This is a genomic window from Corynebacterium sp. HMSC036E10, assembly GCF_001836265.1.
GTDB lineage: Bacteria > Actinomycetota > Actinomycetes > Mycobacteriales > Mycobacteriaceae > Corynebacterium > Corynebacterium coyleae.
On record NZ_KV827977.1, the window covers coordinates 479,452 to 504,360 of the forward strand.

The window sequence follows — 24,909 nt, forward strand, 5'->3', positions numbered from 1 at the left end:
CGACACCGAAATCCCGTCCCCGGTTGCTGGCACCATCATCGAGATCCTCGCTGAAGAGGACGACACCGTTGAGGTGGGCGACGTGATCGTGATCATCGGCGACGCTGACGCCGCTGCTGCTTCCGACGACTCCGCCGACGAGGCCGAGGACGAGGTCGAAGAGGCTGAAGAAAAGGCCGAGGAGAAGGCTGAAGAGAAGAAGCCGGAGCCGAAGGAAGAGCCGAAGCAGGAGGCTCCGAAGGCTGCTTCCACCGAGTCCAAGAACGCTTCCGCGAAGGTGAACAACGGCGACAACGTCCCGTACGTCACCCCGCTGGTGCGCAAGCTGGCTGAGAAGCACGGCGTTGATCTGAACACGGTTGAGGGCACCGGTGTTGGTGGCCGCATCCGTAAGCAGGATGTTCTGGCTGCTGCCGAGGGCGGCAAGGCTGAGGGTGCATCTGCTTCCTCGTCTGCGACGAAGGAGCAGACGGAGCAGCCGAAGGGCGAGCGCGCGAACTGGTCCACCAAGTCTGTGGATCCGGCGAAGGCAGAGCTCATCGGCACCACTCAGCGCGTGAACCGCATCCGCGAGATCACGGCTGCGAAGATGGTCGAGTCGCTGCAGACCACCGCTCAGCTCACCCACGTGCAGGAAGTCGACGTCACCCGTGTGGCGGAGCTGCGCAAGAAGGTGAAGCCGGCGTTCGTCGAGAAGCATGGCGCAAACATCACGTACCTGGCCTTCTTCATCAAGGCCACGGCAGAGGCGCTTGTGTCCCACCCGAACGTGAACGCTTCCTACGACGCGGATGCGAAGGAGATCACCTACCACGAGGACGTCAACATCGGTATCGCTGTTGATACCCCGATGGGTCTGTTGGTGCCGGTGATCAAGCAGGCGCAGAAGAAGAACCTTGCGGAGATTGCGAAGGCGATCACCGACCTGGCCGAGCGCGCACGCAACAAGAAGCTGCGTCCGGACGACCTGTCTGGCGCAACCTTCACGGTGACCAACATTGGTTCCGAGGGTGCGCTGCTGGATACTCCGGTGCTGACCCCGCCGCAGGCTGGCATTCTGGGTACGGCTGCGATTGAGAAGCGCCCGGTCATCGTGACCGAGGATGGCATTGACTCCATCGCGATCCGTCAGATGTGCTACCTGCCGTTCACCTACGATCACCAGCTGATCGACGGTGCGGACGCTGGTCGTTTCGTCACGACCATCAAGGACCGCATCGAGGAGGGTGACTTCGAGGCTGACCTCGATATCTAGCCTCTAGCAGGGCAAGGCCCGGCACTGATTTATGTCAGTGCCGGGCCTTCTTTTTATGTTTACACTGGCGCGCATGACAGGCACATTCAAATCTTTCCGCAACAACACTGAATATTTCATGCGCGAGGCACTCGGCGGCCTTGTGGCCGCGCATCCTTTTGCGGAGTGGCACAACGAGGGGTTCGTGGGGCTTTTGCGTGACGACGACTCCCCTGCCCGCGTCGCCGTCATCTCCGGCGGCGGGTCGGGTCACGAGCCGATGCACGCCGGGTTCGTCGGCGAGGGGATGCTGGACGCGGCTTGCCCGGGGCTGCTGTTTACGTCCCCGAACGCGGTGCAGATTGGCGCGGCAACGGAGTGGGCAGATCGTGGCCGTGGTGTTGTGCATGTGGTGAAGAACTACACGGGCGATGTCATGAACTTCACCGTTGCGGGCAACCACGCCGATGCGGAGGTGAAGCAGGTGTTGGTGGCTGACGATGTGGCAACCGAGATTGACAACGATGACTCGCCGGGGAGGCGGGGTACGGGGGCGACGGTGATCGTCGAGAAGATTGCGGGCGCTGCAGCGGCTCGTGGCGACGACCTCGACGCAGTTGCGAAGGTTGCGCAGCGGGCGGCGGATCAGTCGCGAAGCATGGCAGTGGCGCTGCAGCCTGGCCACTCCCCGACCAGCGACCGTGCGACGTTTGATCTGGAGGAGGGCCAGATTGAGGTCGGTGTTGGTATTCACGGTGAGCCGGGTGTGGAGCGTCGTGATCAGGCGGGGTCGAAGCCGTCCGCGCAGGCGCTGGTTGAGGAGTTACTCGATGCGGTGCTGGCCTCGCTCAAGGACAGTGGTGTTGCGGTGGGTGATGCCATGCTCTTTGTCAACGGCCTGGGTGGCACAAGCGAGCTGGAGTTAGACCTGGTGTTCGGCGAGGCGCTCAAACAGCTGTCGGACCGTGGTGTGACGGTGCGTCGCGGAATGCGTGGGTCGTTGGTGACGTCGTTGAACATGGCTGGTATTTCGCTGACGGTGACAGCACTCGACGATGAACTCATCGACTTGCTCGACGCGGAAACCCAGGCACCAGCGTGGCCTGATCTGGTGCGTGACCCACAGTATGCGGACGCCACCATGACGGATGACGAGCAACAGCCCGATAACGGTGGGGAAAACGTGTGGCTTTCGGCCTTTGTGGATCGCCTCGCAGCTGCCTACGACGACCTGACGGCGCTAGACCGCGAGGCAGGCGACGGCGACTTCGGCCAGAACATGGAGGCGGCCTTCGGTGATATGACTACCCCGATTCGGGGCAATGATTCCGAGGTGCTGAACTTCTTCGCCCATCGGATGTTGGTTCGCGCGGGTGGTACGTCGGGGGCGGTGCTGGGCACGTTCTTCCGCGAGATGGCTGACGTGTTTGAGCGCGCCAATGTGGATTCGCGGGACGCGGACGGCCAGGCATTCGGAACAGCACTGGCTGAGGGCCTGCGAGACGGTGTGGCGGCCATCACCGAACTTGGCGGTGCGAAGGAGGGCGACAACACACTTATCGACGCCCTCGCGCCCGCGGCAAGAGCCGCCGAAGCACTCGGCGGTGCCGCGACTGTGGACGACGTCCTGGAGCAAGTGTTCACCGCCGCAGTTGAGGGCGCACAGTCCACCCGCGGCATGCAGGCGAAGAAGGGCCGGGCCTCCTACCTGGTAGAAAGCGCAAAGGACGTGCCGGATCCCGGCGCGATTGCGGTGACGTGGTTGTTTGGTGCAGCGGACGTGAGGGAGTTCTAAAACCCTGGTAGACCGCTTTGTCTTATTGGTGGGTGTCACGGACGTGTTTGCCCGCTATGCTTGGGCGTGCTCGTACGCCCCGAGATAAGGAGCCTTCAGTTGGATTACATTTCCCGTCATATTGGCCCAAACCAGGATGAACAGCAGCAATTGCTGGACGCGCTGGGTTACGAAAGTATCGATGCGCTGATTGCTGCAGCGGTGCCAGGCGGGATCCTGGCTGAGCAGCCGCTTGATCTGCCGGATGCGCTTACGGAATACGAGGCTCAGGCTCGACTGCGTGAGTTGGCTGGCAAGAACAAGGTCTTGCGCGCGTTCTATGGCCAGGGCTTTAACTCGACTCTCACGCCACCGGTGATTCGTCGTGGTGTGGTGGAGGATGCTGGCTGGTACACCGCGTATACCCCGTATCAGCCGGAGATTTCTCAGGGGCGCCTGGAGGCGCTGCTGAATTTCCAGACCATGGTGCAGGATCTGACTGGTTTGGATATTGCGAACGCTTCGCTTCTCGACGAAGCCTCAGCCGCCGCGGAAGCAGTTGGCCTGATGGCTCGTGTGGTGAAGAAGGGTCGCCGTGTGCTGTTGGATGCTCGTTTGCATCCGCAGGTGATCAACGTGGCTGCAGAGCGCGCCCGTGCGATTGATCTTGAGGTTGAGGTTGTTGACCTCACCGAGGGTGTTGTCGGCGAGGACCTGGTGGGCGCGGTGTTTGCCTACCCGGGTACCGAGGGCGACGTTGCGGATCCGCGTCCGGTGATCGAGGCGATCCACGAGCGTGGTGGCCTGGTTGCGGTTGACGCGGACATTCTTGCGCTGACGCTGTTGGAGTCCCCTGGTGAGTTCGGTGCGGATATCGCAATCGGCACCACGCAGCGTCTTGGTGTGCCGCTGTTCTACGGTGGCCCGCACGCCGCCTACATGGCTGTGCGTGAGAAGTTGCAGCGTCAGATGCCAGGCCGCCTCGTTGGCGTGTCCAAGGATGCGGAGGGCTACCCCGCATACCGCCTGGCGTTGCAGACGCGTGAGCAGCACATTCGTCGTGAGCGTGCGACGTCCAACATCTGTACCGCTCAGGCACTGCTTGCGGTCACCGCGTCGATGTACGCGGTCTACCACGGCCCGGACGGGCTGACGGAGATCGCCGGCACGATCCACCAGCGCGCGACGGATTTTGCTGCCGCTCTTGAGAAGGCTGGCGTGAAGGTCAAGCACGCCGAGTTCTTCGACACTGTTGCGGTGGAAGTTGAGGGGGCGCGTGGTGTCGTCGATAAGTTTGCGCAGGCAGGCTACCTCGTTCGCGCGATCGACGACAAGACTGTCGGCGTGTCCTTCGGCGAGGACACCACGGATGCGGATGTTTCGGCGCTGCTGGCCGGCTTCGGCGCTGAGGCTGCGACCGGCGAGTCTCGTATCCCTGCGGCACTTGTGCGCAAGACCGAGTTCCTCACCCACGAGACGTTTAACCGCATCCACTCTGAGACCCAGATGATGCGCTACATCCGTGAACTTGGTGATAAGGACCTGGCGCTGGACCGCACGATGATCCCGCTGGGTTCCTGCACGATGAAGCTCAACCCGACCGCGGGCCTTGAGGCGATTACCTGGCCTGATTTTGCCAACGTGCACCCCTTCACCACGGACGAGTACACCGAGGGATGGCGCGAACTTATCGACGAAATCCGCTCCTGGCTGGTCGAAATCACCGGCTACGCCGAGGTGTCCGTCCAACCGAACTCCGGCGCGAATGGCGAGTTGGCAGGCTTGTTGGCGATCCGTCGCTACCACGTGGCCAACGGCGATACCGAGCGTGACATCTGCCTGATTCCGGCGTCGGCGCACGGTACGAACGCGGCGTCGGCGACGCTTGCGAACCTGCGGGTGGTCGTCGTCAAGACTGCGGACGATGGCTCCATCGACATCAACGACTTGGACGAAAAGTTGGCCAAGCACGAAGGCCACGTCGCAGCCATCATGCTCACCTACCCCTCCACGCACGGCGTGTACGAGGAGGACGTGCGCGTGGTCTGTGACAAGGTGCATGCGGCCGGCGGCCAGGTCTACATCGACGGCGCGAACATGAACGCCCTGACCGGCATCTCCCGCCCGGGTGACTTCGGCGGCGACGTGTCTCACCTGAACCTGCACAAGACGTTCACCATCCCGCACGGTGGCGGTGGCCCGGGCGTTGGCCCGATCGGTGTGGCCGAGCACCTCATCCCGTTCTTGCCGTCCAACCCGAACGTGCCGCTAGAGCAGGCCGCTGCGGAGATCGACGGCTCGGCTGGCGTGCCGGTGGCCTCCACCCTGTTTGGCTCGGCTGGTGTGCTGCCGATTTCCTGGTCGTACATCGCCATGTCCGGTGCGGAAGGACTGCGCAGTGCCACGGCGCACGCGGTGCTGAACGCGAACTACATTGCGAACGAACTCAACGACTCCTTCCCGGTCCTCTACACCGGCAACAACGGGCTTGTCGGCCACGAGTGCATCCTGGACCTGCGCGAACTCACCGATCAGTCCGGTGTGACCGCCGCCGATGTGGCCAAGCGTCTGGTGGACTACGGCTTCCACGCCCCTACCCTGGCATTCCCGGTTGCGGGCACGCTCATGGTGGAGCCGACCGAGTCCGAGGACCTGGCTGAGATCGACCGCTTCATCGAGGCAATGCGCTCCATCCGTGCGGAGATCCAGGAGATCATTGACGGCAAGATCGAGTACGAAAACTCCGTGGTCCACAACGCGCCGTACACCGCGCACAGTGTGGCCCGCGACGAGTGGCCGTACGAGTTCACCCGTGAGCAGGCCGCCTACCCGGTGGATCGCCTCGTCCACCAGAAGTACTTCCCGCCAGTGCGTCGTGTTGACGAAGCATTCGGCGACCGCAACCTCCAGTGCGCATGCCCGCCGCCGGAGGCCTTCGACATCACTGACGACACTAACGGCACCGACAACTAGGAGTAAGGAGAACACCCATGCCACAGACTCCCCTGTTTGCTAAGCACGAGGCGCTCAACGCCTCCTTTACCGACTTCGGTGGCTGGACCATGCCGCTGAAGTACGCCTCCGAGTTGGAAGAGCACCGCGCGGTGCGCAACGACGTTGGCATTTTCGACCTGTCCCACATGGGCGAAATTGACGTCAAGGGCCCCGACGCTGCAGCGTTTTTGGACTACGCGTTGATCTCCAACATGTCCATCCTGAAGGTGGGCAAGGCGAAGTATTCGATGATTGTCGATGAAAACGGCGGCATCCTCGACGACTTGATCACCTACCGCTTCGACGACGACCACTTCATGGTTGTGCCCAATGCTGGCAACACCGCAGCCGTGTGGGCGGCGTTCGAGGCACGCAAGGGCGACTTCGACGTCGAGCTGCGCAACGACTCCGAAGCCACCGGCCTGGTTGCCGTCCAGGGTCCGCGCTCCCTCGAGGTGCTCACCCCACTTTTGGACGGCGATGCTGGCGCCCTTGAGTACTACTCCGGCGCTTGGTTCTCGCTTCGCTCGAACCAAGCGACAATCGACGTGTTTGTCGCTCGCACCGGTTACACCGGTGAAGACGGCTTCGAACTGTTCTGCGCGGCCGAAGACACCGTTGCCGTGTGGGACGCCGTCATCGACGCTGGCACCCCGTGTGGTTTGGCTGCACGTGACTCGCTGCGCCTCGAGGCATCCATGCCGTTGTACGGCAACGAACTGACCGTTGACATCACCCCGGTGGAGGCCGGGATGGGCCGGGCGTTTGCAAAGAAGGAGGCGGACTTCGTCGGTAAGCAGGCGCTCACTGGTCGCGAGCCGAGCGTTGTTATCGCTGGTCTGACGTCTGAGCAGCGCCGTGCCGCACGCCAGGGATCCGACGTGTACCTGGCTGGCACTGAGGCCAAGATCGGCGTGGTCACCTCTGGCCAGCCGTCGCCGACGCTGGGCTACCCGGTGGCACTCGCACATGTGGATCCGGCACACACGGAAGTGGGCACCGAAGTGGAAATTGATATCCGCGGACGCCGCTACCCGTTTACTATTGCAGCAACCCCGTTTTACACCCGAGAGGACGCATAATCATGGCTCTGAAGCAGGATTTCTACTACTCCGAGGACCACGAGTGGATCAACGCCACCCCGGACACCGCCGTTGGCCAGACCGTACGCGTGGGCATCACCCACGTCGCTGCTGACCGCCTCGGTGAGGTTGTGTTCGCGGAACTGCCGCAGGTCGGCGACACCGTCACCGCAGGCGAAACCTGCGGTGAGATCGAGTCCACCAAGTCGGTCTCTGATCTGTACTCCCCGGTCACCGGCACGGTCACCGCTGTCAACGAGGACATCGACGGCGCGTATGAGGCCATCAACAACGACCCGTACGGCGAAGGCTGGCTCTACGAGGTTGAGGTCGAAGAGGTCGGCCCGCTCATGACCGCCGACGAGTACGGCGCCGCTAACGGCGTGTAGTACACATCTCTGCCGGGGACTAGGGTTGGGTGCATGACTGCGCCACGTGACCCGTTTTTCCCCGCCGAGAAGTCCATCCGAGCCTCAGACTCGCCCATTGACGTGCGCGAGCTGGGGCTCGTGGATTATCAGCAGGCCTGGGATCTTCAGGCCGAGATTGCCGCGCAGCGCGCCAAGGATGAGGTGGGCGACACCATCCTAGTGTTGGAGCACCCCTCCACGTTCACTGCCGGCAAGCGCACCCAGCCGGAGGATATGCCGGATGCTTCCTACCCCGTCCCGGTTGTGACGGTGGACCGTGGCGGTCGCATCACCTGGCACGGCGAAGGCCAACTCGTGGTGTACCCGATTATTAAGTTGGCCGAGCCGGTAGACGTCGTCGATTATGTGCGCCGCCTCGAAGAAGCCCTCATTCAAACCGTGCGGGCAGCCGGGGTGACCACCGCAGGGCGTATCGACGGCCGCTCGGGCGTCTGGGTACCCGCTGAAACTAAGGCGGCCTCCCCTGAGGCCTCGACACGTGAGCGCAAGATCGCAGCACTTGGCATCCGTATCACCCGTGGCGTGACCATGCACGGGCTGAGCCTGAACTGCGACAACACCCTCGAACACTACGAACACATCGTCGCCTGCGGTATCGACGACGCCGACGTGACCACCATGTCGCTCGAACTCGGACGCGACATCACGCCTGCCGATATGGCTGGCCCTGTCGTGCACGAACTCAAGCGAGCTTTGGCTGGTGAACTGGTGGTTGCGGACCATACGTTTGCCACTCGGCCGGACCCGTCGAAGGGTTTGACAAAACATGTACGGTAGGGGGCGTGACTGTAGCACCAGAAGGACGCAAGCTGCTGCGCGTTGAGGCGCGCAACTCGCAGACACCAATTGAGAAGAAACCACGCTGGATCCGCAACTCTGTAAAGACCGGTCCCGAATACGAGGACATGAAGCAAAAGGTCAAGGGAGCGGGGCTGCACACCGTGTGCCAGGAAGCCGGCTGCCCCAATATTCACGAGTGCTGGGAATCGCGTGAGGCAACGTTCCTCATCGGCGGATCGCGTTGCTCGCGCCGTTGCGATTTCTGTGACATCGCCTCCGGCAAACCGGATCCGTTGGACCGCGACGAACCGCGTCGCGTGGCAGAAGAGGTCAAGAGCCTCAACCTGAACTACTCCACCATCACCGGTGTGACCCGCGACGACCTCGAAGACGAGGGTGCTTGGCTATACGCAGAGGTCGTCCGCAAGATCCACGAGCTCAACCCGCACACCGGCGTAGAGAACCTCACTCCGGACTTCTCCGGCAAGCCGGATCTGCTCCAGGAAGTGTTCGAAGCACGCCCTGAGGTCTTCGCCCACAACCTGGAGACTGTCCCGCGCATCTTCAAGCGCATCCGTCCGGCATTCCGTTACGAGCGATCTCTGGACGTTATCCGCCAGGCACGTGACTTCGGTTTGATCACCAAGTCCAACCTCATCCTCGGCATGGGTGAGACCCGTGAAGAGGTCCTGGAGGCACTCAACGACCTCGTTGATGCCGGCTGCGACATCATCACCATTACGCAGTACTTGCGCCCAGGCCCGACCTACCACCCGATCGACCGTTGGGTGAAGCCGGAAGAGTTCATCGAGTACCGCGACGCTGCTTACGAGATGGGCTTCGGCGCTGTCATGTCCGGCCCGCTGGTCCGCTCCTCCTACCGTGCAGGCAAGCTCTACGTGGAAGCAATGAAGCACCGTGGGCTCGAACTGCCGGAGAACCTGAAGCACCTCGCGGAAACGTCTCAGGGTGAGACCGCGCAGGAAGCCTCGTCGCTGCTGAAGAAGTACGGCGCGTCTGAGGACCACCCTGTAGAGACCCGCTAGGGGTCTTTGGCCCGCGTCTTAGCTGTGGCATACAGTATTGGCCATGGCTAAGACGCAGGACAAGGCAGCCGCAAAGGCTGCGAAACAGGAACAGCGCGCGGCGAAGCGCGCGAAGAGCAAGGCAACGCGCGGGCAAATCGTCCAGGCGTTTAATATTCAGCGTAAGCGCGACAAGGCGCTTATCCCGATCATGCTGGCCTGTGTGCTCGGCGTCGGGTTGCTATTCTTCCTCCTCGGCCTGTGGTGGGGCATGAAGTGGCTCTGGCTCGTCTTCGGCCTCGTTCTGGGTGCCGTGCTGGCAATGTTTGTCTTCTCCCGTCGCCTGGAGCGCTCCATGTACGAAGAGGTCGGCGACACCCCAGGCGCTGCCGGCTGGACACTGGAGAACATGCGCAACACGATGGGCATCGTGTGGCTGACTAAGACCGGCGTGCAGGCGAATACTTCCATGGACACCGTCCACCGCGTAGTGGGCAACCCGGGTGTGGTCCTGGTCGGCGAGGGTAACCCGAACCGTTTGAAGACCCTGATGTCCAAGGAGCACAAGCGCGTCGACCGTCTGCTGGCTGGTGTACCGATCTACGAGGTGTATGTCGGTGAAGGCGAAGACCAGGTGCGCACTCGCGATCTGCAGAAGCACCTGCTGAAGCTGCCGAAGAACTACCAGAAGAACGAGGTATACAACCTCGCAGCGAAGTTGGACGCAATGGATTCACGCGCACGCAACGGCCAGATGCCGGGCCTGCCGGGTGGTCCACTGCCAAAGCAGGCACAGAACATGGCGGGTATGAACCGCAAGATGCGCCGTATGCAAGAGCGCAAGGGCGGAAAGTAACCCCCGAATCCCCCCTATGATCCGCTCGCTACCTGGAGCGGATCACTGTTGTGGTGGTGGCGCGGTCATGCATGCCGCGCCCGTCGGCGTCGACAAGCGCTGCGGGCAACACGAAGCCGGTGAGGACGGTGCGCAACGCTGCGCGCCACAGTCCCACCGGCGCCTCTTTGTCTACACGCGCCACCCCCATGCCGAGCGCAGCCATACCTGGGGTGCGGGCGAACAACCAGCCTCCCAGGATTCCCAGCACGATCCACAGCAGGTAGGTCAGCGTGTACTTGTCCCCCAACGCTGAGGTGTTCTGGGTGATCAGGGATGCGGCGATCGCGCAGATTGTCCAGTCGATGAGCACCCCGCCCATGCGTCGCGCCACCGATGCTTGCGAGCCGGCACCTTTCTCCGGCATGCCGAGGAACTCCCCCGGATAGGACGGCAGATGGTCCTCGCCGTTGAATTGATTAGGGATTTCTGGGCCGTTGCGCCAGTCAGGTCGTCGATTAGCAGCCATACTCTATGAGCCTAGCGGTGTACAGGTCTACACTTGTAACCGCTTATGACAGCCGACCGACGAGGAGTACCGCCCGTGTCCTTCGACAACATCGAAGACGTTAAAAAGTTCATTGTCGACGAGGGGGTGGAATTCGTTGACGTGCGCTTCACCGACGTGCCCGGCATCGAACACCACTTCTCCATCCCGGCCTCCATGTTCGACGAAGACGTGATGGAAGAGGGCCTCGCTTTCGACGGCTCCTCCATCCGCGGCTTCACCACGATCGAAGAGTCCGACATGACGCTCATGCCGGACCTGGCCACCGCGAAGCTCGACCAGTTCCGTGGCTCGAAGACGCTAAACGTGAAGTTTTTTGTCAACGACCCGTTCACCCACGAACCGTTCTCGCGCGACCCGCGCAACGTAGCCAAGAAGGCCGAGGAGTACCTGCGCTCCACCGGCATCGCAGACACCTGCTCGATCGGCGCCGAGGCCGAGTTCTACCTGTTTGACTCCATCCGCTACGAGGTGGACGCCCATACTGCGTTCTACGAGATCGACGCGGAAGAAGGCTGGTGGAACCGTGGTGCCGAGGCTGATGTCGATGGCGGCCCAAACCTGGGCTACAAGAACCGTGTGAAGGGTGGCTACTTCCCCGTCCCGCCGCACGACAAGACCGTCGAGGTGCGCGACGCGATGGTGCGCAACCTGGCTGAATCCGGTTTTGAGATCGAGCGTTTCCACCGCGAGGTGGGCAACGGCGGCCAGCAGGAGATCAACTACCGCTTCAACACCCTGCTACATGCGGCGGATGACCTGCAGGACTTCAAGTACATCATCAAGAACACTGCCACCCAGTTCGGTAAGACCGTCACGTTCATGCCGAAGCCGCTCGCTGGTGACAACGGTTCGGGCATGCACGCCCACCAGTCCCTCTGGAAGGACGGCGAGCCGCTGTTTTACGACGAGTCCGGCTACGGCGGCCTGTCCGACATCGCCCGCTGGTACATCGGCGGCCTGCTCGAGCACGCAGGTGCCGTACTCGCCTTCACCAACCCGACGCTGAACTCCTACCACCGCCTAGTGCCGGGCTTCGAGGCCCCGATCAACCTGGTGTACTCCCAGCGCAACCGTTCCGCTGCCATCCGCATCCCGATCACGGGTGCGAACCCGAAGGCGAAGCGCATCGAATTCCGCGCACCGGACCCGTCGGGCAACCCCTACCTCGGCTTCGCAGCCATGCTCATGGCAGGTATCGACGGCATCAAGAACCGCATCGAGCCGCACGCCCCGGTGGACAAGGACCTCTACGAACTGCCACCAGAAGAGGCCAAGGACATCCCGCAGGCACCGACCTCGCTTGAGGCTGCCCTGCAGGCGCTTGAGGCTGACCATGACTTCCTCACCGAGGGCGACGTGTTCACCGAGGATCTCATTCAGACCTACATCAAGCTGAAGTACGACAACGAGATCACCCCGGTGCGCCTGCGCCCAACGCCGCAGGAATTCGAGATGTACTTCGACTGCTAAATCAGAGGCAAAACAGCGGCTCGACGGTGGCTGAAATAGGCAGTGGTTCTCCGCTAAGCCTTAGATAACTTTGTATAGCCTGACCTGCGGAAGGTCAGGCTATACATGCTTGCGCAGGCAAAACAATGGGTTCATAGTGGGCGCTATGACTGATCTGATGGCACGCCCCAATGACTGCTCCGCCGACTGCCCGGTAGTGCACGACCTGCACCCGATGCAGCACGTTGAGCCCGGCACCAGCGAGCGGCTCAACCGCCTCCGCGCGGCCGTCCTTGGCGCGAACGACGGCATTGTCTCCACGGCGGCTGTCGTCGTGGGGGTAGCGGGCGCGACCGCGAACCAGACGACGATTGCCATGTCCGGTTTGGCCGCCGTCGTTGGTGGTGCTGTGTCGATGGCGCTTGGCGAATACGTCTCGGTGTCGTCGCAACGCGACTCGGAGCGCTCCATGGGCTTTGCGAAGCACCAGCAGGTCAATCCATGGTCAGCCGGTATCGCGTCGTTCCTGTCGTTCATCTTGGGTGCGGTGCTGCCATTTGTGACCGCGATACTGGCGCCGGAGTCCGTCCGCATTGTGTCGATCTTCGCTGTGACGCTCGTTGCGCTTGCACTCACCGGCGCACTGTCGGCAAAGCTTGGCGATTCCCCGGTGCTCCGCCCGGTTCTGCGCATCGTCGTCGGTGGAACACTCGGCCTAGCGATGACTTTTGCGGTGGGTTCGCTCTTCGGCGCCGCTGCACTTTAGTGTCCAGAGTGGCGGTAGCGATTTGGATCGTATCCGTTTGACGTGGGAAAACACCCAAACCACACAACTCCACACAAAGTACACAACTCCACACAAACCACATAACTTCACATAACATCGGTAGAGTTCGTTTCATGGATCCCGCACTCAACCCTTTTCGCGCTTCACTGGGGAGCAGTCCCCCGTTGCTTGTTGGCCGCGATGAAGTTATCGAAGATTTTAGCCTTGCCATCGAGGAAGGCCCCGGCGCCCACGAGCGCATTTCTCTGCTCGTCGGCGCCCGAGGGATCGGCAAAACTGCACTTTTGAACGAGCTGGAAGATGTTGCCGCTCACGCGGGTTGGAAAGCTTTTTCCGAAACCGCAACCGAGGGTTTTGTTTCCAGCCTTAAAGAGCAATTGGCGGGTTTTCTCCACAAAGATCAGTCCACGAAGACTTCGTGGCAGATTGGCCCAAGTACCCTACGCCTTAAGCGTGAAGTGTCCGATGCGGCTGGCCCCGCCTCCTTGCGCGCGATGCTCACTGCTGTTTTGGACCAACTTGCAGACTTGCAGCAATTCAATAAGTCGTCGGGTGGTCTGCTCGTAACGGTGGACGAACTCCATCACGTCCACCACGAAGAGATTGTTGAGTTTGCGACCGCCATCCAGCATTTGGTCCGCGAGAATCGCAACATTGCAGTTGTCTTAGCGGGCATCCCCAGTTCAATTCGCCCCCTTCTTGCCAGCGACGAAGGACGAAACCCAATCACGTTCCTCCGGCGAGCAAACCGGGTGGACCTTGGACGGCTGACGGATACTGAGGTACGTGCAGGCCTCGAAGTTCCGGTAGTGAAGGCTGGATACTGCTGGGATCAGGATGCGTTGAATGAGGCAGTACACGCTACCGGCGGATACCCGTTCATGATTCAACTCATCGGCAATTTTGCGTGGCGCTTCGAAGGCAGCACCGCAATCGGCAGAGAAGCCACAGAGAAAGCGATAACGCGGGCGCGCAAAAAGCTTGGCCAACTTGTGCACGAACCTGCGCTGAATGACCTTTCATCTGAAGACCGCAGGTTTCTCGCCGCAATGTCACTTGACGAGGGTCCATCGAAGATCACGGATATCGCTCGCCGTCTCGAAGTCAGCGATCAGCAGGCATATAACTACCGGCGTCGCCTGTACGAAGCCGATATGATCACCAACGAGCGCGGAACAGCCGATTTCTCACTACCCTACCTGCGCGAATACCTGCGAGACCACGTTGTCGCCGACATCCTGCGCGTGCCAGAGGATGAGTATCCCGAACTGCCGAATGGCCAGGTACAACAAAAGGGATTACCATACATGGGGTGATGAACAAGCTCCGCCAACTTCCTCCGGCCGGCCCCGCATGGGGCGGCAGCCTCATGGGTACGTCGATCGTGTCGCGACTGCTCGTCGAAAAGAACATGATGCTTGGCGCGAGCATCTTCGCAGCGATCGCCTCCGCAATCCTCGTTGTATTAGTGGTTGGCTTTGTCACATACCGCCAGCCGAGCTTCAAACGCACCTCAATGGCGGAATGGTCGATGTTCTTCATCGGAATCCTCGCGCTCGGCGCCGCACTGTCTGGGTTGACGGATGTGCCGGTGTACCGCCTGGTCGGCTTTTGGATCGGCGCGCCCGTCACCACCTTGACCTGGGCGATCCAACTCACGCGATTCGAAGGAAAACCACGGTTTACGTGGGGGCTGCCGCTTGTCGGCCCGATGATCTCCGCGTCTGTGGCCGGCTGGCTGGCCCGCGACTACGGGCAGATCTACCACGTCATGGGCACAGTGTTTTTCTTCATGTCACTGCTGACCGCAGTGCCGGTGTTCATGCGCGTCTACTGGGCTGCCTGGCACGGTGAGGTTGATCTGTCGGGCCCGAACTCTGCGACCGCATGGGTGCCGCTCGGCGTGATCGGCCAATCCACTACCGCGTTGCAGATCCTCTACCCCGGCTACTTCTCGGTCCACTACGGCTACGTGGCGCTTATGCTGTCCATCCCGCTGGCCATCTACGCCATGGTCACCTTCTACCCCAACGTTGCACGCTGGACGCAGTACTCCCCCGCCTGGTGGTCGTGCACCTTCCCGCCGGGCACGGTGAGCATGGGCGGCCACCAAGTTGCCTTGGTCAACGGATCGCAGTGGCTGGACGCCGTTGCCTTGGCAATTCCGTTCCTGCTGCTCGCACACTGGACGGTGTGCTCGAGCAGGTTCATCAGTTGGGTTATCGAAGGTCGCCGGGACAACAACTCGCAGTCGACGCAGACGCCCCAGACCTCGAAGGCTGCGCCCCAGATGGCGGCCTAGCGCGCCACGTTGAGGTCGACCTCGATCCCGCCAACGCGCCCGCGGGAGGTGAACTGCCACACCGCGGGTTCCGGGAACCCGAGCGGGCGCGGCCACTTCCCCAACTGCGCCGGGTCCGTCACGGTGTTGTCGCCCCAGTGCGCGAGCCACAGTTCCCCAAACTGTGCAGGGCTGGCCAGCCCCATGTGCCGGCGCCAGTACCAGGCGATGGTGTAAACCCCGGCAATTTCCACGCCTGCTTCGGTGAAATACTCGGCGGCGGCGTGGACGTCGTCGAGCGTAAGCCCCGCGGGTGACTCCACGTCGAGCCACATGGGCAATTGCGTATCGACGAGCACCTCACACGCCACCTCCACCTGCTGCTCGATCGTCGTGCCCTCTGAGGGGGAGCGGAGAAAGTGGTAGGTGGAGGTGTCGCAGCCGGCGGCGGTGGCGTCGAGAAGCAATTGCTCAAAACACGGGTCGCGGTAGGTGCCGTCCGTGGTGCGGATGATGGCGAAGTCGAAGCCGGTGAAGTCGAAGCCTCGTTGGTATTCGGAGACGTCGACGCCGAATCTCACCGCTTCTTCAGCCCCATGCGCGGGGTAAAGCTGCCTGGGTGGCGGCGCTGCGCTGCGGCATCAGCGATGGTCAGGCGCCACTTCGGGTCGGTCACCGGCATGTTGGAAATCGGGAACCAGCCGACCTCGACCGACTCGTCGTCACCGACGATGGGCACGGCGGTGGGGTCTGTAGCCTCGCAACGAATCTGCACCGACATGTACGTCGCCTTATCCCCGTTGTCGTGCGTGACCGGGCCAACCACGCCAACGCCGAGGATTGCCGCCGGCTCGACTTCCACACCGGTCTCCTCGAGCACTTCGCGCACCGCGGCCATGTGAGGCTCCTCGCCCGGGTCCGCGATGCCGGTCACCGGGGTCCAGTTCCCATTGTCGGCGCGGCGCACGAGCAGCACGTCCGGCACCGCCCAGTCGGAGGTGTCCGCTGAATCGCGCAACACCACCGCGCACACGCTGGGCACCCACATCAGGTCGGTGCCGATCTTTTTACGGGTTTCCACAATGAACTCCGGGATAGGCATGGGTGCGAGTGTACAATCCTTTCCGATATGAGCACTTCCGTGACCGAACCCGAACAGCCCACGCGCACCTTCCTGCAGCGCGTGCCCACGCCGGTGTTTGTCACGGTCTACGGCGCACTCGTCGTCGCCGCGGTGGTGGGGGCCGTGTTCGGGCTGCGATACACCGCAGACGCGGAAAGCACCGAGGTGTCCCTGCCACAACCGGTGCGCCCGTTTAACCCGGCCCCGGCCGATCCTGCCAATGTGGCGGCGAGTGTGCGCCCCCACCTGATCCAGAACCTGCAGGTGGGCAAAACCAACACTGGTGTGATGGCGCGTGGCGATCTCGCCGAGTACGTCATGAGCGATTCCACCGAGTTCGCCGGCCACGTCTCACGCCTGCTCGAGCAGAACTGCCTAGACACGCTCGAGCTGACCACCACAGACGGCATGCGGGTGAACTTCTGGGGCTTTTGCTTTGCGACGATACCCGCCACCACCATCCAAAACACCTTCGATTTCGCCGTAGCCCAAGGCGCTGACTCCGCGTCCTTCGCCGTCTACCCCGCCCAGAACAACTTCCACGAAATCAGACTGATCTGGACCGACGCGGAAGCAACCGGCTACGACGCGAAGCAACTCGAGCGGCAGTGGAAGCAACTCGACCGCCCCGACGAGATCGACCGCATCGCGTTCTTCGGCTACTATGACGACGAGGTCATCGTGGTGGACAACGACAAGAAGGACGGCAGGTCCACCAAGACGTTCCCCGCCGGTGAGGCGTTCAACGAGAAGTGGGGCCTCGAGCGCTAACTACCAGCGCTCATTACCAGCGCTGGGGCACGAGATCCGCGTCAGGCACGACGTGGTTGATCACGGCCATCACCTGGTTGATGTTGGAGTAGCTCATCAGCAGCGGATCCTCCATGCCTTCGAAACACTCCTCCCCTGCACGGCCAGCCTCGGTTCCTGAGACCACTCCGATGACCGTCGCTCGGCCGTTGATCTCGGTGAACACCGGCCCGCCCGAGTCGCCCGAAGCGGCGCAGACGGAGGCGATGTCGCCGTGGGTTTGGGCCTCGGCGTCGTCGTCAAGGTTCACGATCTGCACACGCTGGGTCGCCTCAAACTTGCCGCAGGTATAGCCGGTGGTCGCGCCGGTTTTGCACACGCGGTCGAGATCGTGCAGGTCCTTGGCGATACCGGTTGCGATCGGAGCACCGACGACATCCATGAACCGCTCGGCATCGGTGATCTCGATGATGCCAACATCGATACCTCTCGTTTCCTCATTCGCGTCGCCGTACATGCCGGAATAGATGAACTTGCCCACCTCGTGCGCGTAGTCGAAGGCGGTCTCCGCATTCGTCGGCCACACAAGGTCACCCGCACGCCCGCAGTGGCCCGCAGTCACGGCATAGGCTCGGCCGTCAGCGCCAGTAAACGAGAACGCTGCAGTGCACGACTGCGCGGTGAAGTGCTCACCCGGCTCCGGGTAATGGTCCGTGGACTGAATGCGCGTACCCGGCGCCCACGGCGCGAACGCAGGCACGAGCACATTGCTCTCCTCCACCGGTGCAGGCGGAGCCTCATCCGGCGTTTGCACACGCTCAAGCGCGTGGCGCTCCTCCACCGTGGGAGTTGGGAATTGGCTCGTGGTCAGCCCGAGCCACACCACCATCGCAACAGCAGCAAGCGTTGCGACGATCACCGTAATCCACCCACCGGTCCGCAAACCCGTACGCCGCTGAGTGGGCGGCGCAGACAGAGCAGGCTGCGCAGGCATGCCGGGCACGCCGGGCATGTCCGGGAACTGCCACTGCTGGCCATCCTCCGGCTGGTAGCGCCACGCCAGGTTGTCGCCGCCTGCCTGATGTTCAGGGAAGGTCAAGCGCGAGCCTTACTTGTCGGCGTCGGAGTCTTCGGCGTCGGTGTCGTCGTCAAGAAAAAACTTGTCACCCTTGGCGGCTTCCTCGGCCTGAATCTTGATGTCGCGCAGGAACTTCTCCGGATCGAACTCCGTGTACTGCTCAGGACCTGCGAACTGCTCTTGTGCCATCGGTGGGGATCCTTTCCTAGACGTCCGTGCGCTCGATTGCGTCGGCGATGAATGCCTTGACCTGCTCGGCGTCATTCGGCAGATCCACAACGTGGCGCTCGGCGTCCATAATCGCGGCGAAGCGCTCCGGCACCTCCGGAAGCTCGCCAATTGCCTCCACAATGGTATCCGCGAATTTCACCGGCAGCGCAGTCTCCAGCACAACAATGGGAGTTTCTACGCTGTCTGCCAGCTGCTGCGCCACGAACACGCCGTCGGCGGTGTGCGGGTCAATAACCACGCCGTACTCGTCCTTGATGCGCTTGATCGTGGCAATGCGGTCCGCATGCGTCGAGGTGCCCGAGCCGAAACCGTACTTGTCGGTGATGCGCTCAAGCGTATCGGTGTCCAGCGCGAAGCCGCCCTCTTTGACCTTGGTGCCGAAGAGCTCGCGGGTGGTGTCCGCGTCGCGGTCCAGCGCGTCGAAGATCATGCGCTCAAAGTTCGACGCCTTGGAAATATCCATCGACGGCGACGAGGTGGCGTACGTGTCGGCTGCGGAACGCGGGCGGTAATCACCGGTGGTGAAGAACTCGTGCAGGACGTTGTTCTCGTTCGTCGCCACGATCAGGCGATCAAGCGGCAGCCCCATCTGCTTCGCAATATGGCCTGCGCACACGTTGCCAAAGTTACCGGTAGGCACGCAGATCGAAACCTGCTCCTCGTTCGTCTTCGTCGTCTTAAGGTATGTGGCGATGTAGTACACCACCTGCGCAAGCAAACGCGCGAAGTTAATGGAGTTGACCGCGCCGATCGAGTACTTCGACTTAAACTCCGCGTCCGCGCTGACTTCCTTGACCACGTCCTGGCAATCATCGAAAACGCCGTCGAGCGCGATGTTGAAAATGTTCGGGTCGTCCAGGCCGAACATCTGGGCCTGCTGGAACGGGGTCATACGCCCGGCCGGGGTGAGCATGAACACGCGGATGTTGTCGCGGCCACGCATGGCGTACTCGGCCGACGAGCCGGTATCGCCCGAGGTCGCGCCCAGAATATTGATCTCCTCGCCGCGGCGCCCGAGTTCGTACTCGAAGAGCTCGCCGAGCAGCTGCATCGCCATGTCCTTAAACGCAGCGGTCGGACCTTCGGAGAGGTGCGCGATGTGCAGGCCGTCGTTCAGACGCGTAACCGGCACGATCTCCTCGTCCGCGAACACCGGGGTGCGGTACGCACGCTTGGCAATCGCCTCGAGGTCCTCCGCCGGGATGTCATCGACGAACAGCTTCAACACCTCTGCGGCAAGTGCGGCGTAGCCGTCGTTGGCCAAAAGGGTGCGCCACTCGTCGAGAAGCGCCGGCGAAAGTGTCGGGTACACCGCCGGCATAAACAGCCCGCCGTCCGGACTTAAGCCGGTGAGCAGGATGTCAGTGAAGGAACGGGCCTGGGCAGTTGCGTCGCGCGTCGAAATGAAGTCCACGCCGGGCAGTCTACGTGATCGGTGTATGCCCTTGGTCGGAATGGGCATTTACGTTCAGCGTCGGCAGGCCCGGAAAGCCGCACTTTGGTGCGGTCGTGGGGCCTCGATTCGTTCATATGCAGGGCTCGATATGCGTAACTGCAGGTCAGCGCAAAATTGGGAAAACGGCCCGAAAGGTATCTCCAAAGCCGTGACCAGGACTTACGCATATCGAGCCCTGCACATGAACGTTGGGGGGGCGGTGGCGCGTTAGCGGTGCCGGGGCGCCGGGGGCGGTGGCGCGTGAGCGCGCACCGGCGGGGTGCTGCGGCGGTGCCGGGGTGCTAGTGGCGCGGGGGCTCCTGGCGGCCGGTGAGGATGTCCACGACGGAGCGGATTGCGGCGTCGCCAAGCGGTGCCACCGAGCGCTCCTTCGGCTGCTCCGGTGTGGATGCCCGGCGCGGGCTCGGCTCGACGGTGACGTTAAGCGTCGTGTCGTCGAGTTCGAGCTTTGCGGATGGGTCGATGCCGGCGACGCGGGCGGCGTCGACGAGTGCGACGAGGTCGGCGAAGGTTGCGTTGTCAAGGTCGATAGTCATGTTCACTGCCATGCCCACAGAGCTTATTGATTCCGCAACCGCCGCGCCTAGTCGAATTCCAGGGACTGCTTTTCGCCCCAGAACACTTCCTCAACCACGCGGTGGGCGCGCCGGGTGATACGCAGGTAGTCCTCGAGGAACTCTTGCTGGTCGTCGGGGTCGTATCCGGCAGAGCCAGCGACCTGAGCCAGTTGCGGGCCCGGTGCGGGGAGCTGGTCCTCACGCTTGCCGGAGACGAGCACAATAGCGTTGCGGGCGCGGGTCGCGGTGAGCCACGCGGTGCGCAGGGTTCGCGCCTTGTCGGCGGAAAGCACCTCGGGGTCGTCGAGCTCCACGAGGAAGTCCAGTGCGTCGAGTGTGGACGGGGTGCGCAGTTCGTGATGACGATGCGCGTGCGCCATGGTGATCAGTTGGACGGTCCACTCCACATCGGCAAGCGCGCCGCGGCCAAGTTTGGTGTGGGTGGCCCGGTCGGCGCCACGGGGCAGGCGCTCGTTATCCACGCGGGCTTTGATGCGGCGGATCTCGCGAATATCGGCAGGTGTTGCGCCGGCCTCGGGGTAGCGGAACTCGGCGATGGCCGAAAGGAAGCGCTCCCCTACCTCGCGGTCGCCGGCGACGACGTTGGCGCGAAGGAGTGCTTGGCGCTCCCAGACTTCGCCCCACTCGCGGTAGTAACGCACGTAGGAGGCAATGGTGCGCGTCACCGGTCCGGAGCGACCCTCGGGGCGCAGACCCAGGTCCACCTCCAGCGGCGGGTCGCCGGATGGTTTGGACAGGCGGGTACGGATCTGGTCGAGCACCTTCGTGGCCCAAGCGATGGCTTCTGTTTCGTCGACGCCGTCTGCTGGTTCGGTGACCACCATGACGTCGGCGTCAGAGCCGTAGCCCAACTCGGCGCCGCCAAGCCGGCCCATCCCGATCACTGCGATTCGTGCGGGGGCCTCGTCGAGACCAGCGGCGGCAGTGGTCGAATACACCTCTGCCTGCAGCGCGGCCTCAAGGACCGCGTCCCACACATACGTCAGTTCCAGACAGACCTGGCGCACTTCCATCAGCCCCAGCAGGTCAGCGGCGGCGATGCGGGCCAACTCGGCACGGCGCAGGGAACGCGCCACCGACACCGCTTTCTCCGGGTCGGCTTGGTGGCGCTTCGCCGAGGCAATGATCGCCTTATGCACCTGATCCGGAGCCACCTCAAGCAGGCGCGGTCCTGCGGAGCCATCCCCAAGCAGTTTCACCACGTCAGGTGCGGAAATGATCAGGTCGGAGGTGTACGGGGAGGTGCCAAGGATGTGCATGAGACGTTGGGAGGCCACGCCTTCGTCGCGAAGCATGCGCAAGAACCAACTGCGATCCACCGCTGCCTCGGAGAGTTTGCGGTAGTTGAGTAGGCCCTGGTCGGGATCGGCGGTGTCGGCCAGCCAGTGCATGAGTGTGGGCAGCAGGATCTCCTGCAGTTTCGCCTTGCGGGAGGTGCCCTTGATCAGCGCGGTCAGGTGGTCAAACGCGCGCGCCGGGTGGCGGTAGCCCAGGGCTGCCAACTGGTCCTTCACACCGGCGGCGGAAAGTGTTGCTTCACCGACGGTGAGGTCCACCACGGCGTCCAGCAGCGGGCGGTAGAAGAGACGCTCGTGCAGCGTGGCCACCTCGTGGCGGATGGCCTTGAGATGCCGGTTCATCGCCTCAGGGGCGGTACCGCGTGGCCCGGCTGAGAAGCCTGCGGCGCGGGCGAGCCACCGGTTACGCTTCTCGTCATCGGCATCTGGCAGTTGGTGGGTGCGCTTGAACCGCTGCAGTTGGAGACGGTGCTCGAGCAGGCGTAAAAACTCGTAGGCATCGGTGAGCACTTTGGCGTCCTCGCGGCCCACGTACCCGCCCTTGGCCAGGTCGGCGAGGGCTTCGAGGGTGTTGCGGGCGCGCAGGGTGTCGTCGATACGCCCGTGCACGAGTTGGAGCAGTTGCACGGCGAACTCGACGTCGCGAAGCCCACCGGGGCCGAGTTTGAGTTCGCGGTCGCGCACGTCCGCGGGCACGTTCTCCAGCACGCGGCGGCGCATGGCTTGGACGTCTTCGACGAAGGAGTCGCGCTGGGACGCCTCCCACACCAGCGGCGACAACGCGTCCGAATACGCCTGGCCCAGATCCATCGATCCGGTCATCGGACGGGCCTTGAGCAGTGCCTGGAACTCCCAGGTCTGCGCCCACTTTTTGTAGTACGCCACGTGCGAATCAAGCGTGCGCACCAGGGCTCCGGCTGCCCCTTCGGGCCGCAGGTTCGCGTCCACTTCGAAGAAGCAGGCGGAGCCGATGCGCATCATCTCGCTGGCCACGCGCGTGATCTTGGTGGTCACAGGCTCGGCGACGAACACGACGTCCACATCCGAGATGTAGTTCAGCTCCCACGCGCCGCACTTGCCCATGGCGATCACGGCCAGGTCAGCGTCGATGTCCTCGTCGCCGTAGACTTCCCGCACCGCGACCGCAAGCGCAGCCGTCAGCGCCGCGTCCGCCAGGTTCGTGAGCCGGTCCGTGGTGTAGGCGTACGTCATCGGCTCGCCCTCGCCGAAGCCCTTCACCGCGGCGAAGGTGCCAGCGAGGTCTGCGGCTGCAACGCGCATCACCAGGTTGCGATGCGCGGTGCGGAGCTTTTGCTTTGCGACGCCAACCTCACCCACCTCAGCCCTATACAGGCCCGGCCCGTCCGCATCCACGCCAACCGCGCCGAGCATGGTGCGGAACATGTCGGGGCGGGACGGGAGGTCGTCGCAAAGCAAACGCCACTGCTCAGGATTGGCAATGAGGTGATCCGACAACGCGGTCGAGCCACCGAGCAGGGCGAAGAAGCGCGTGCGGAAGATCGAGTTCACGCGCAGTTCGGCAAGCAGCTCGTCCCACGAATCCAGCGCCCCGTGCAGGCGGTAGGCGTTGTTCAGCGCCAGATCCGGATCTGCGGAACCCGCCAACGTGTAGCCGAGCTCCTCGGTGTCAAAACCGAGCTCGGCTAAATCCTCGGCGGCGCGCGGGCTGGTCAGGCCAAGTTTCGCGGGCTTCACTACAAATCAATCCCCGTTTCGATCTCCCACGGGGTGATCTTCGAGGTGTACTCGTGCCACTCCTGCCATTTTGCACGTAGGAAGAATTCGAAGACCTGCTCCCCAAGCACTTCCGCCATGAACTCGGAGCGCTCCAGGTGGCGCAGCGCCTGATCGAGAGAGGTCGGCAGGTCCCGGTAGCCCATCGCGCGGCGCTCCCGGCGGGTCAGGGCGAACACGTCGTCGCGTGCCGGCTCGTCGAGCTCGTAGCCCTCCTCGATCCCCTTCAGGCCAGCGGCGAGGATGGCCGCGTATGCCAGGTATGGGTTGCAGGCCGAATCCAGCGAGCGCACCTCCGCCCGGCGCGATTCCGCCTTGTGCAGACGGTAGGTGGGCACGCGCACCATCGCGGAACGGTTCGAAATGCCCCAGGTCGCGGCGGTGGGCGCTTCGGAGCCGAACTGGAGGCGCTTGTACGAATTCACCCACTGGTTAGTCACCGCGGAGATTTCGCTGGCGTGCTCGATAATGCCGGCGATGAACTGGCGGCCGGTTTTGGAGAGGCTGATTTCGTCGTCTGGATCGTGGAACGCGTTGGTGTCGCCTTCGAACAGGGAGAAGTGCGTGTGCATCGCCGAGCCTTCAAGGTCCGCGAACGGCTTGGGCATGAACGTGGCGTGCACGCCGTTAATCTCCGCGACGGTCTTGACCAGATAGCGGAAGGTCAGGATGTTGTCGGCCATGGTGAGCGCGTCGGTGTGGCGCAGGTCGATCTCCTGCTGCCCCGGCGAACCCTCGTGGTGGGAGAACTCGGTGACAATGCCCATGTACTCGAGTGCGGACACCGCCATGCGTCGCAGGCGCGGCGCCTCGTTGCGTTTGGCTTGGTCGAAGTAGCCGCCTTTGTCCGCTGGTGTTGGTGGCTGGTCGCCCTCGCCGGGTTTGACCACGTAGAACTCGATTTCGGGGCTAGCCAAAAACTCGAATCCCATGTCGCGGGCGTTATTCATCTGGCGGCGTAGTACCTGGCGCGGATCCGCGAACAGCGGGCCGCCGTCGGGCATGGTGATGTCGCAAAACATGCGCGCGGTCTGCAGACCAGAGTCCTCATCGAACGGCAACGGCTGGTACGTCGACGGGTCCGGGCGCAGCAGTGTGTCCGACTCGGAGACGCGAGAGAAGCCCTCGATCGAGGATCCGTCAAACCCCACGCCCTCTTCGAAGGCGCTCTCGAGTTCCGCAGGCGACATCATCACCGTTTTCAGCGAGCCGAAAATGTCGGTGAACCACAGGCGGATAAATGCAATGTCTTGCTGCTCGACGAGTCGCAGCACGTTGTCGGTTTGGGCGCTCATGGCACATAACTGTAGCGGGCGCCGCGATTCGAAAACGGGCCAAGCGCAAATCGGCGTGCGCGCTAGACTCGGAGGCATTACATGCGCTGAAACTGCGTCGAT

The 24,909-nt window shown here is 62.8% G+C and carries 22 protein-coding genes; 13 read left to right on the plus strand and 9 right to left on the minus strand.

Translation table 11 applies throughout. The features are described from left to right. From sucB to HMPREF2736_RS06225, 8 genes are all read left to right on the plus strand, one after another. Positions 1–1,255: 2-oxoglutarate dehydrogenase, E2 component, dihydrolipoamide succinyltransferase (gene sucB / locus HMPREF2736_RS12665; protein WP_246822070.1), on the plus strand; the 1,255-nt coding region annotated here is incomplete at its 5' end. Positions 1,256–1,328: 73 nt separating this feature from the next. After that, positions 1,329–3,029: a dihydroxyacetone kinase family protein gene (locus HMPREF2736_RS06195; protein WP_246822072.1), complete on the plus strand. Its 1,701-nt coding sequence runs from the start codon at positions 1,329–1,331 to the stop codon at positions 3,027–3,029. 99 nt (positions 3,030–3,128) lie between these two features. After that, positions 3,129–5,981 carry an aminomethyl-transferring glycine dehydrogenase gene (gcvP, locus tag HMPREF2736_RS06200; protein WP_070829122.1) on the plus strand — a complete coding sequence of 951 codons (2,853 nt, stop codon included), beginning with the start codon at positions 3,129–3,131 and terminating at the stop codon, positions 5,979–5,981. Between the two features lie 17 nt (positions 5,982–5,998). Continuing rightward, positions 5,999–7,084, plus strand: coding sequence for a glycine cleavage system aminomethyltransferase GcvT (gene gcvT / locus HMPREF2736_RS06205; RefSeq protein ID WP_070829123.1), 1,086 nt, complete (start codon positions 5,999–6,001; stop codon positions 7,082–7,084). Positions 7,085–7,086: 2 nt separating this feature from the next. Next, entirely contained in the window at positions 7,087–7,473 is a 387-nt protein-coding gene (gcvH, locus tag HMPREF2736_RS06210) for a glycine cleavage system protein GcvH (RefSeq protein ID WP_070422154.1), read from the plus strand. Positions 7,474–7,506: 33 nt separating this feature from the next. Continuing rightward, entirely contained in the window at positions 7,507–8,292 is a 786-nt protein-coding gene (gene lipB / locus HMPREF2736_RS06215; protein ID WP_070614604.1) for a lipoyl(octanoyl) transferase LipB, read from the plus strand. A 5-nt stretch (positions 8,293–8,297) separates the two neighbouring features. Beyond that, positions 8,298–9,341: a lipoyl synthase gene (gene lipA / locus HMPREF2736_RS06220; protein WP_070570133.1), complete on the plus strand. Its 1,044-nt coding sequence runs from the start codon at positions 8,298–8,300 to the stop codon at positions 9,339–9,341. A 43-nt stretch (positions 9,342–9,384) separates the two neighbouring features. Continuing rightward, positions 9,385–10,176, plus strand: a complete 792-nt coding sequence (locus HMPREF2736_RS06225) for a DUF4191 domain-containing protein (RefSeq protein ID WP_070450834.1) — start codon at positions 9,385–9,387, stop codon at positions 10,174–10,176. 28 nt (positions 10,177–10,204) lie between these two features. Here HMPREF2736_RS06225 and HMPREF2736_RS06230 read toward each other — a convergent pair whose 3' ends face one another. Then, positions 10,205–10,684, minus strand: coding sequence for an RDD family protein (locus HMPREF2736_RS06230; RefSeq protein ID WP_070771549.1), 480 nt, complete (start codon positions 10,682–10,684; stop codon positions 10,205–10,207). Positions 10,685–10,729: 45 nt separating this feature from the next. On the opposite strand from HMPREF2736_RS06230, the gene glnA reads away from it, so the two are divergent. The 4 genes from glnA to HMPREF2736_RS06250 all read left to right on the plus strand — a co-directional run bounded on the left by glnA (position 10,730) and on the right by HMPREF2736_RS06250 (position 15,264). Beyond that, on the plus strand, positions 10,730–12,196 hold the full coding sequence (gene glnA, locus HMPREF2736_RS06235; RefSeq protein ID WP_371326164.1) for a type I glutamate--ammonia ligase: 1,467 nt from the start codon (positions 10,730–10,732) through the stop codon (positions 12,194–12,196). 214 nt (positions 12,197–12,410) lie between these two features. After that, complete coding sequence (locus tag HMPREF2736_RS06240) at positions 12,411–12,941, plus strand: VIT1/CCC1 transporter family protein (protein WP_210399450.1); 531 nt, start codon at positions 12,411–12,413, stop codon at positions 12,939–12,941. Between the two features lie 134 nt (positions 12,942–13,075). After that, a complete protein-coding gene (locus HMPREF2736_RS06245; protein ID WP_083322991.1) occupies positions 13,076–14,278 on the plus strand; it encodes an AAA family ATPase in 1,203 nt (400 codons plus the stop codon). Continuing rightward, entirely contained in the window at positions 14,278–15,264 is a 987-nt protein-coding gene (locus tag HMPREF2736_RS06250; protein WP_083322992.1) for a TDT family transporter, read from the plus strand. The genes HMPREF2736_RS06245 and HMPREF2736_RS06250 overlap by 1 nt, the downstream gene beginning before the upstream one ends. On the opposite strand, the gene HMPREF2736_RS06255 is transcribed toward HMPREF2736_RS06250, so the two are convergent. Both HMPREF2736_RS06255 and HMPREF2736_RS06260 read right to left on the minus strand, forming a co-directional pair. Continuing rightward, a complete protein-coding gene (locus HMPREF2736_RS06255) occupies positions 15,261–15,824 on the minus strand; it encodes a glycoside hydrolase family 25 protein (protein WP_070829124.1) in 564 nt (187 codons plus the stop codon). The two genes, HMPREF2736_RS06250 and HMPREF2736_RS06255, sit on opposite strands and share 4 nt — an antisense overlap. Continuing rightward, positions 15,821–16,345, minus strand: coding sequence for an NUDIX hydrolase (locus HMPREF2736_RS06260; RefSeq protein ID WP_070829125.1), 525 nt, complete (start codon positions 16,343–16,345; stop codon positions 15,821–15,823). The genes HMPREF2736_RS06255 and HMPREF2736_RS06260 overlap by 4 nt, the downstream gene beginning before the upstream one ends. A gap of 27 nt (positions 16,346–16,372) precedes the next feature. Between HMPREF2736_RS06260 and HMPREF2736_RS06265 the strand changes: the two genes are divergently transcribed. Then, on the plus strand, positions 16,373–17,137 hold the full coding sequence (locus HMPREF2736_RS06265; protein ID WP_070829126.1) for a hypothetical protein: 765 nt from the start codon (positions 16,373–16,375) through the stop codon (positions 17,135–17,137). Positions 17,138–17,150: 13 nt separating this feature from the next. On the opposite strand, the gene HMPREF2736_RS06270 is transcribed toward HMPREF2736_RS06265, so the two are convergent. The 6 genes from HMPREF2736_RS06270 to HMPREF2736_RS06290 all read right to left on the minus strand — a co-directional run bounded on the left by HMPREF2736_RS06270 (position 17,151) and on the right by HMPREF2736_RS06290 (position 24,807). After that, entirely contained in the window at positions 17,151–18,215 is a 1,065-nt protein-coding gene (locus tag HMPREF2736_RS06270; protein WP_246822075.1) for a S1 family peptidase, read from the minus strand. Positions 18,216–18,224: 9 nt separating this feature from the next. Then, positions 18,225–18,383: a hypothetical protein gene (locus tag HMPREF2736_RS12385; protein WP_167594452.1), complete on the minus strand. Its 159-nt coding sequence runs from the start codon at positions 18,381–18,383 to the stop codon at positions 18,225–18,227. A gap of 16 nt (positions 18,384–18,399) precedes the next feature. Continuing rightward, positions 18,400–19,839: a threonine synthase gene (gene thrC / locus HMPREF2736_RS06275; protein WP_070614611.1), complete on the minus strand. Its 1,440-nt coding sequence runs from the start codon at positions 19,837–19,839 to the stop codon at positions 18,400–18,402. A 323-nt stretch (positions 19,840–20,162) separates the two neighbouring features. After that, on the minus strand, positions 20,163–20,429 hold the full coding sequence (locus HMPREF2736_RS06280) for a hypothetical protein (protein WP_070422144.1): 267 nt from the start codon (positions 20,427–20,429) through the stop codon (positions 20,163–20,165). 35 nt (positions 20,430–20,464) lie between these two features. Continuing rightward, positions 20,465–23,473 carry a bifunctional [glutamine synthetase] adenylyltransferase/[glutamine synthetase]-adenylyl-L-tyrosine phosphorylase gene (locus HMPREF2736_RS06285; RefSeq protein ID WP_070829127.1) on the minus strand — a complete coding sequence of 1,003 codons (3,009 nt, stop codon included), beginning with the start codon at positions 23,471–23,473 and terminating at the stop codon, positions 20,465–20,467. Beyond that, the gene (locus HMPREF2736_RS06290) at positions 23,473–24,807 is read right to left on the minus strand and encodes a glutamine synthetase family protein (protein ID WP_070829128.1); all 1,335 of its coding nucleotides are present in this window, start codon (positions 24,805–24,807) and stop codon (positions 23,473–23,475) included. The genes HMPREF2736_RS06285 and HMPREF2736_RS06290 overlap by 1 nt, the downstream gene beginning before the upstream one ends. Positions 24,808–24,909 lie beyond the last annotated feature (102 nt).

What these genes read in the sequence shown, in the direction of transcription:
- HMPREF2736_RS06250 (WP_083322992.1), top strand. Translation starts at nt 14,278, where the DNA reads ATGAACAAGCTCCGCCAACTTCCTCCGGCCGGCCCCGCATGGGGCGGC.
- glnA (WP_371326164.1), top strand. Translation starts at nt 10,730, where the DNA reads ATGACAGCCGACCGACGAGGAGTACCGCCCGTGTCCTTCGACAACATC.
- HMPREF2736_RS06240 (WP_210399450.1), top strand. Translation starts at nt 12,411, where the DNA reads ATGCAGCACGTTGAGCCCGGCACCAGCGAGCGGCTCAACCGCCTCCGC.
- HMPREF2736_RS06195 (WP_246822072.1), top strand. Translation starts at nt 1,329, where the DNA reads ATGACAGGCACATTCAAATCTTTCCGCAACAACACTGAATATTTCATG.
- HMPREF2736_RS06230 (WP_070771549.1), bottom strand. Translation starts at nt 10,684, where the DNA reads ATGGCTGCTAATCGACGACCTGACTGGCGCAACGGCCCAGAAATCCCT.
- lipB (WP_070614604.1), top strand. Translation starts at nt 7,507, where the DNA reads ATGACTGCGCCACGTGACCCGTTTTTCCCCGCCGAGAAGTCCATCCGA.
- HMPREF2736_RS06290 (WP_070829128.1), bottom strand. Translation starts at nt 24,807, where the DNA reads ATGAGCGCCCAAACCGACAACGTGCTGCGACTCGTCGAGCAGCAAGAC.
- HMPREF2736_RS06245 (WP_083322991.1), top strand. Translation starts at nt 13,076, where the DNA reads ATGGATCCCGCACTCAACCCTTTTCGCGCTTCACTGGGGAGCAGTCCC.
- HMPREF2736_RS06260 (WP_070829125.1), bottom strand. Translation starts at nt 16,345, where the DNA reads ATGCCTATCCCGGAGTTCATTGTGGAAACCCGTAAAAAGATCGGCACC.
- HMPREF2736_RS12385 (WP_167594452.1), bottom strand. Translation starts at nt 18,383, where the DNA reads ATGGCACAAGAGCAGTTCGCAGGTCCTGAGCAGTACACGGAGTTCGAT.
- gcvH (WP_070422154.1), top strand. Translation starts at nt 7,087, where the DNA reads ATGGCTCTGAAGCAGGATTTCTACTACTCCGAGGACCACGAGTGGATC.
- HMPREF2736_RS06225 (WP_070450834.1), top strand. Translation starts at nt 9,385, where the DNA reads ATGGCTAAGACGCAGGACAAGGCAGCCGCAAAGGCTGCGAAACAGGAA.
- HMPREF2736_RS06265 (WP_070829126.1), top strand. Translation starts at nt 16,373, where the DNA reads ATGAGCACTTCCGTGACCGAACCCGAACAGCCCACGCGCACCTTCCTG.
- gcvT (WP_070829123.1), top strand. Translation starts at nt 5,999, where the DNA reads ATGCCACAGACTCCCCTGTTTGCTAAGCACGAGGCGCTCAACGCCTCC.
- HMPREF2736_RS06280 (WP_070422144.1), bottom strand. Translation starts at nt 20,429, where the DNA reads ATGGCAGTGAACATGACTATCGACCTTGACAACGCAACCTTCGCCGAC.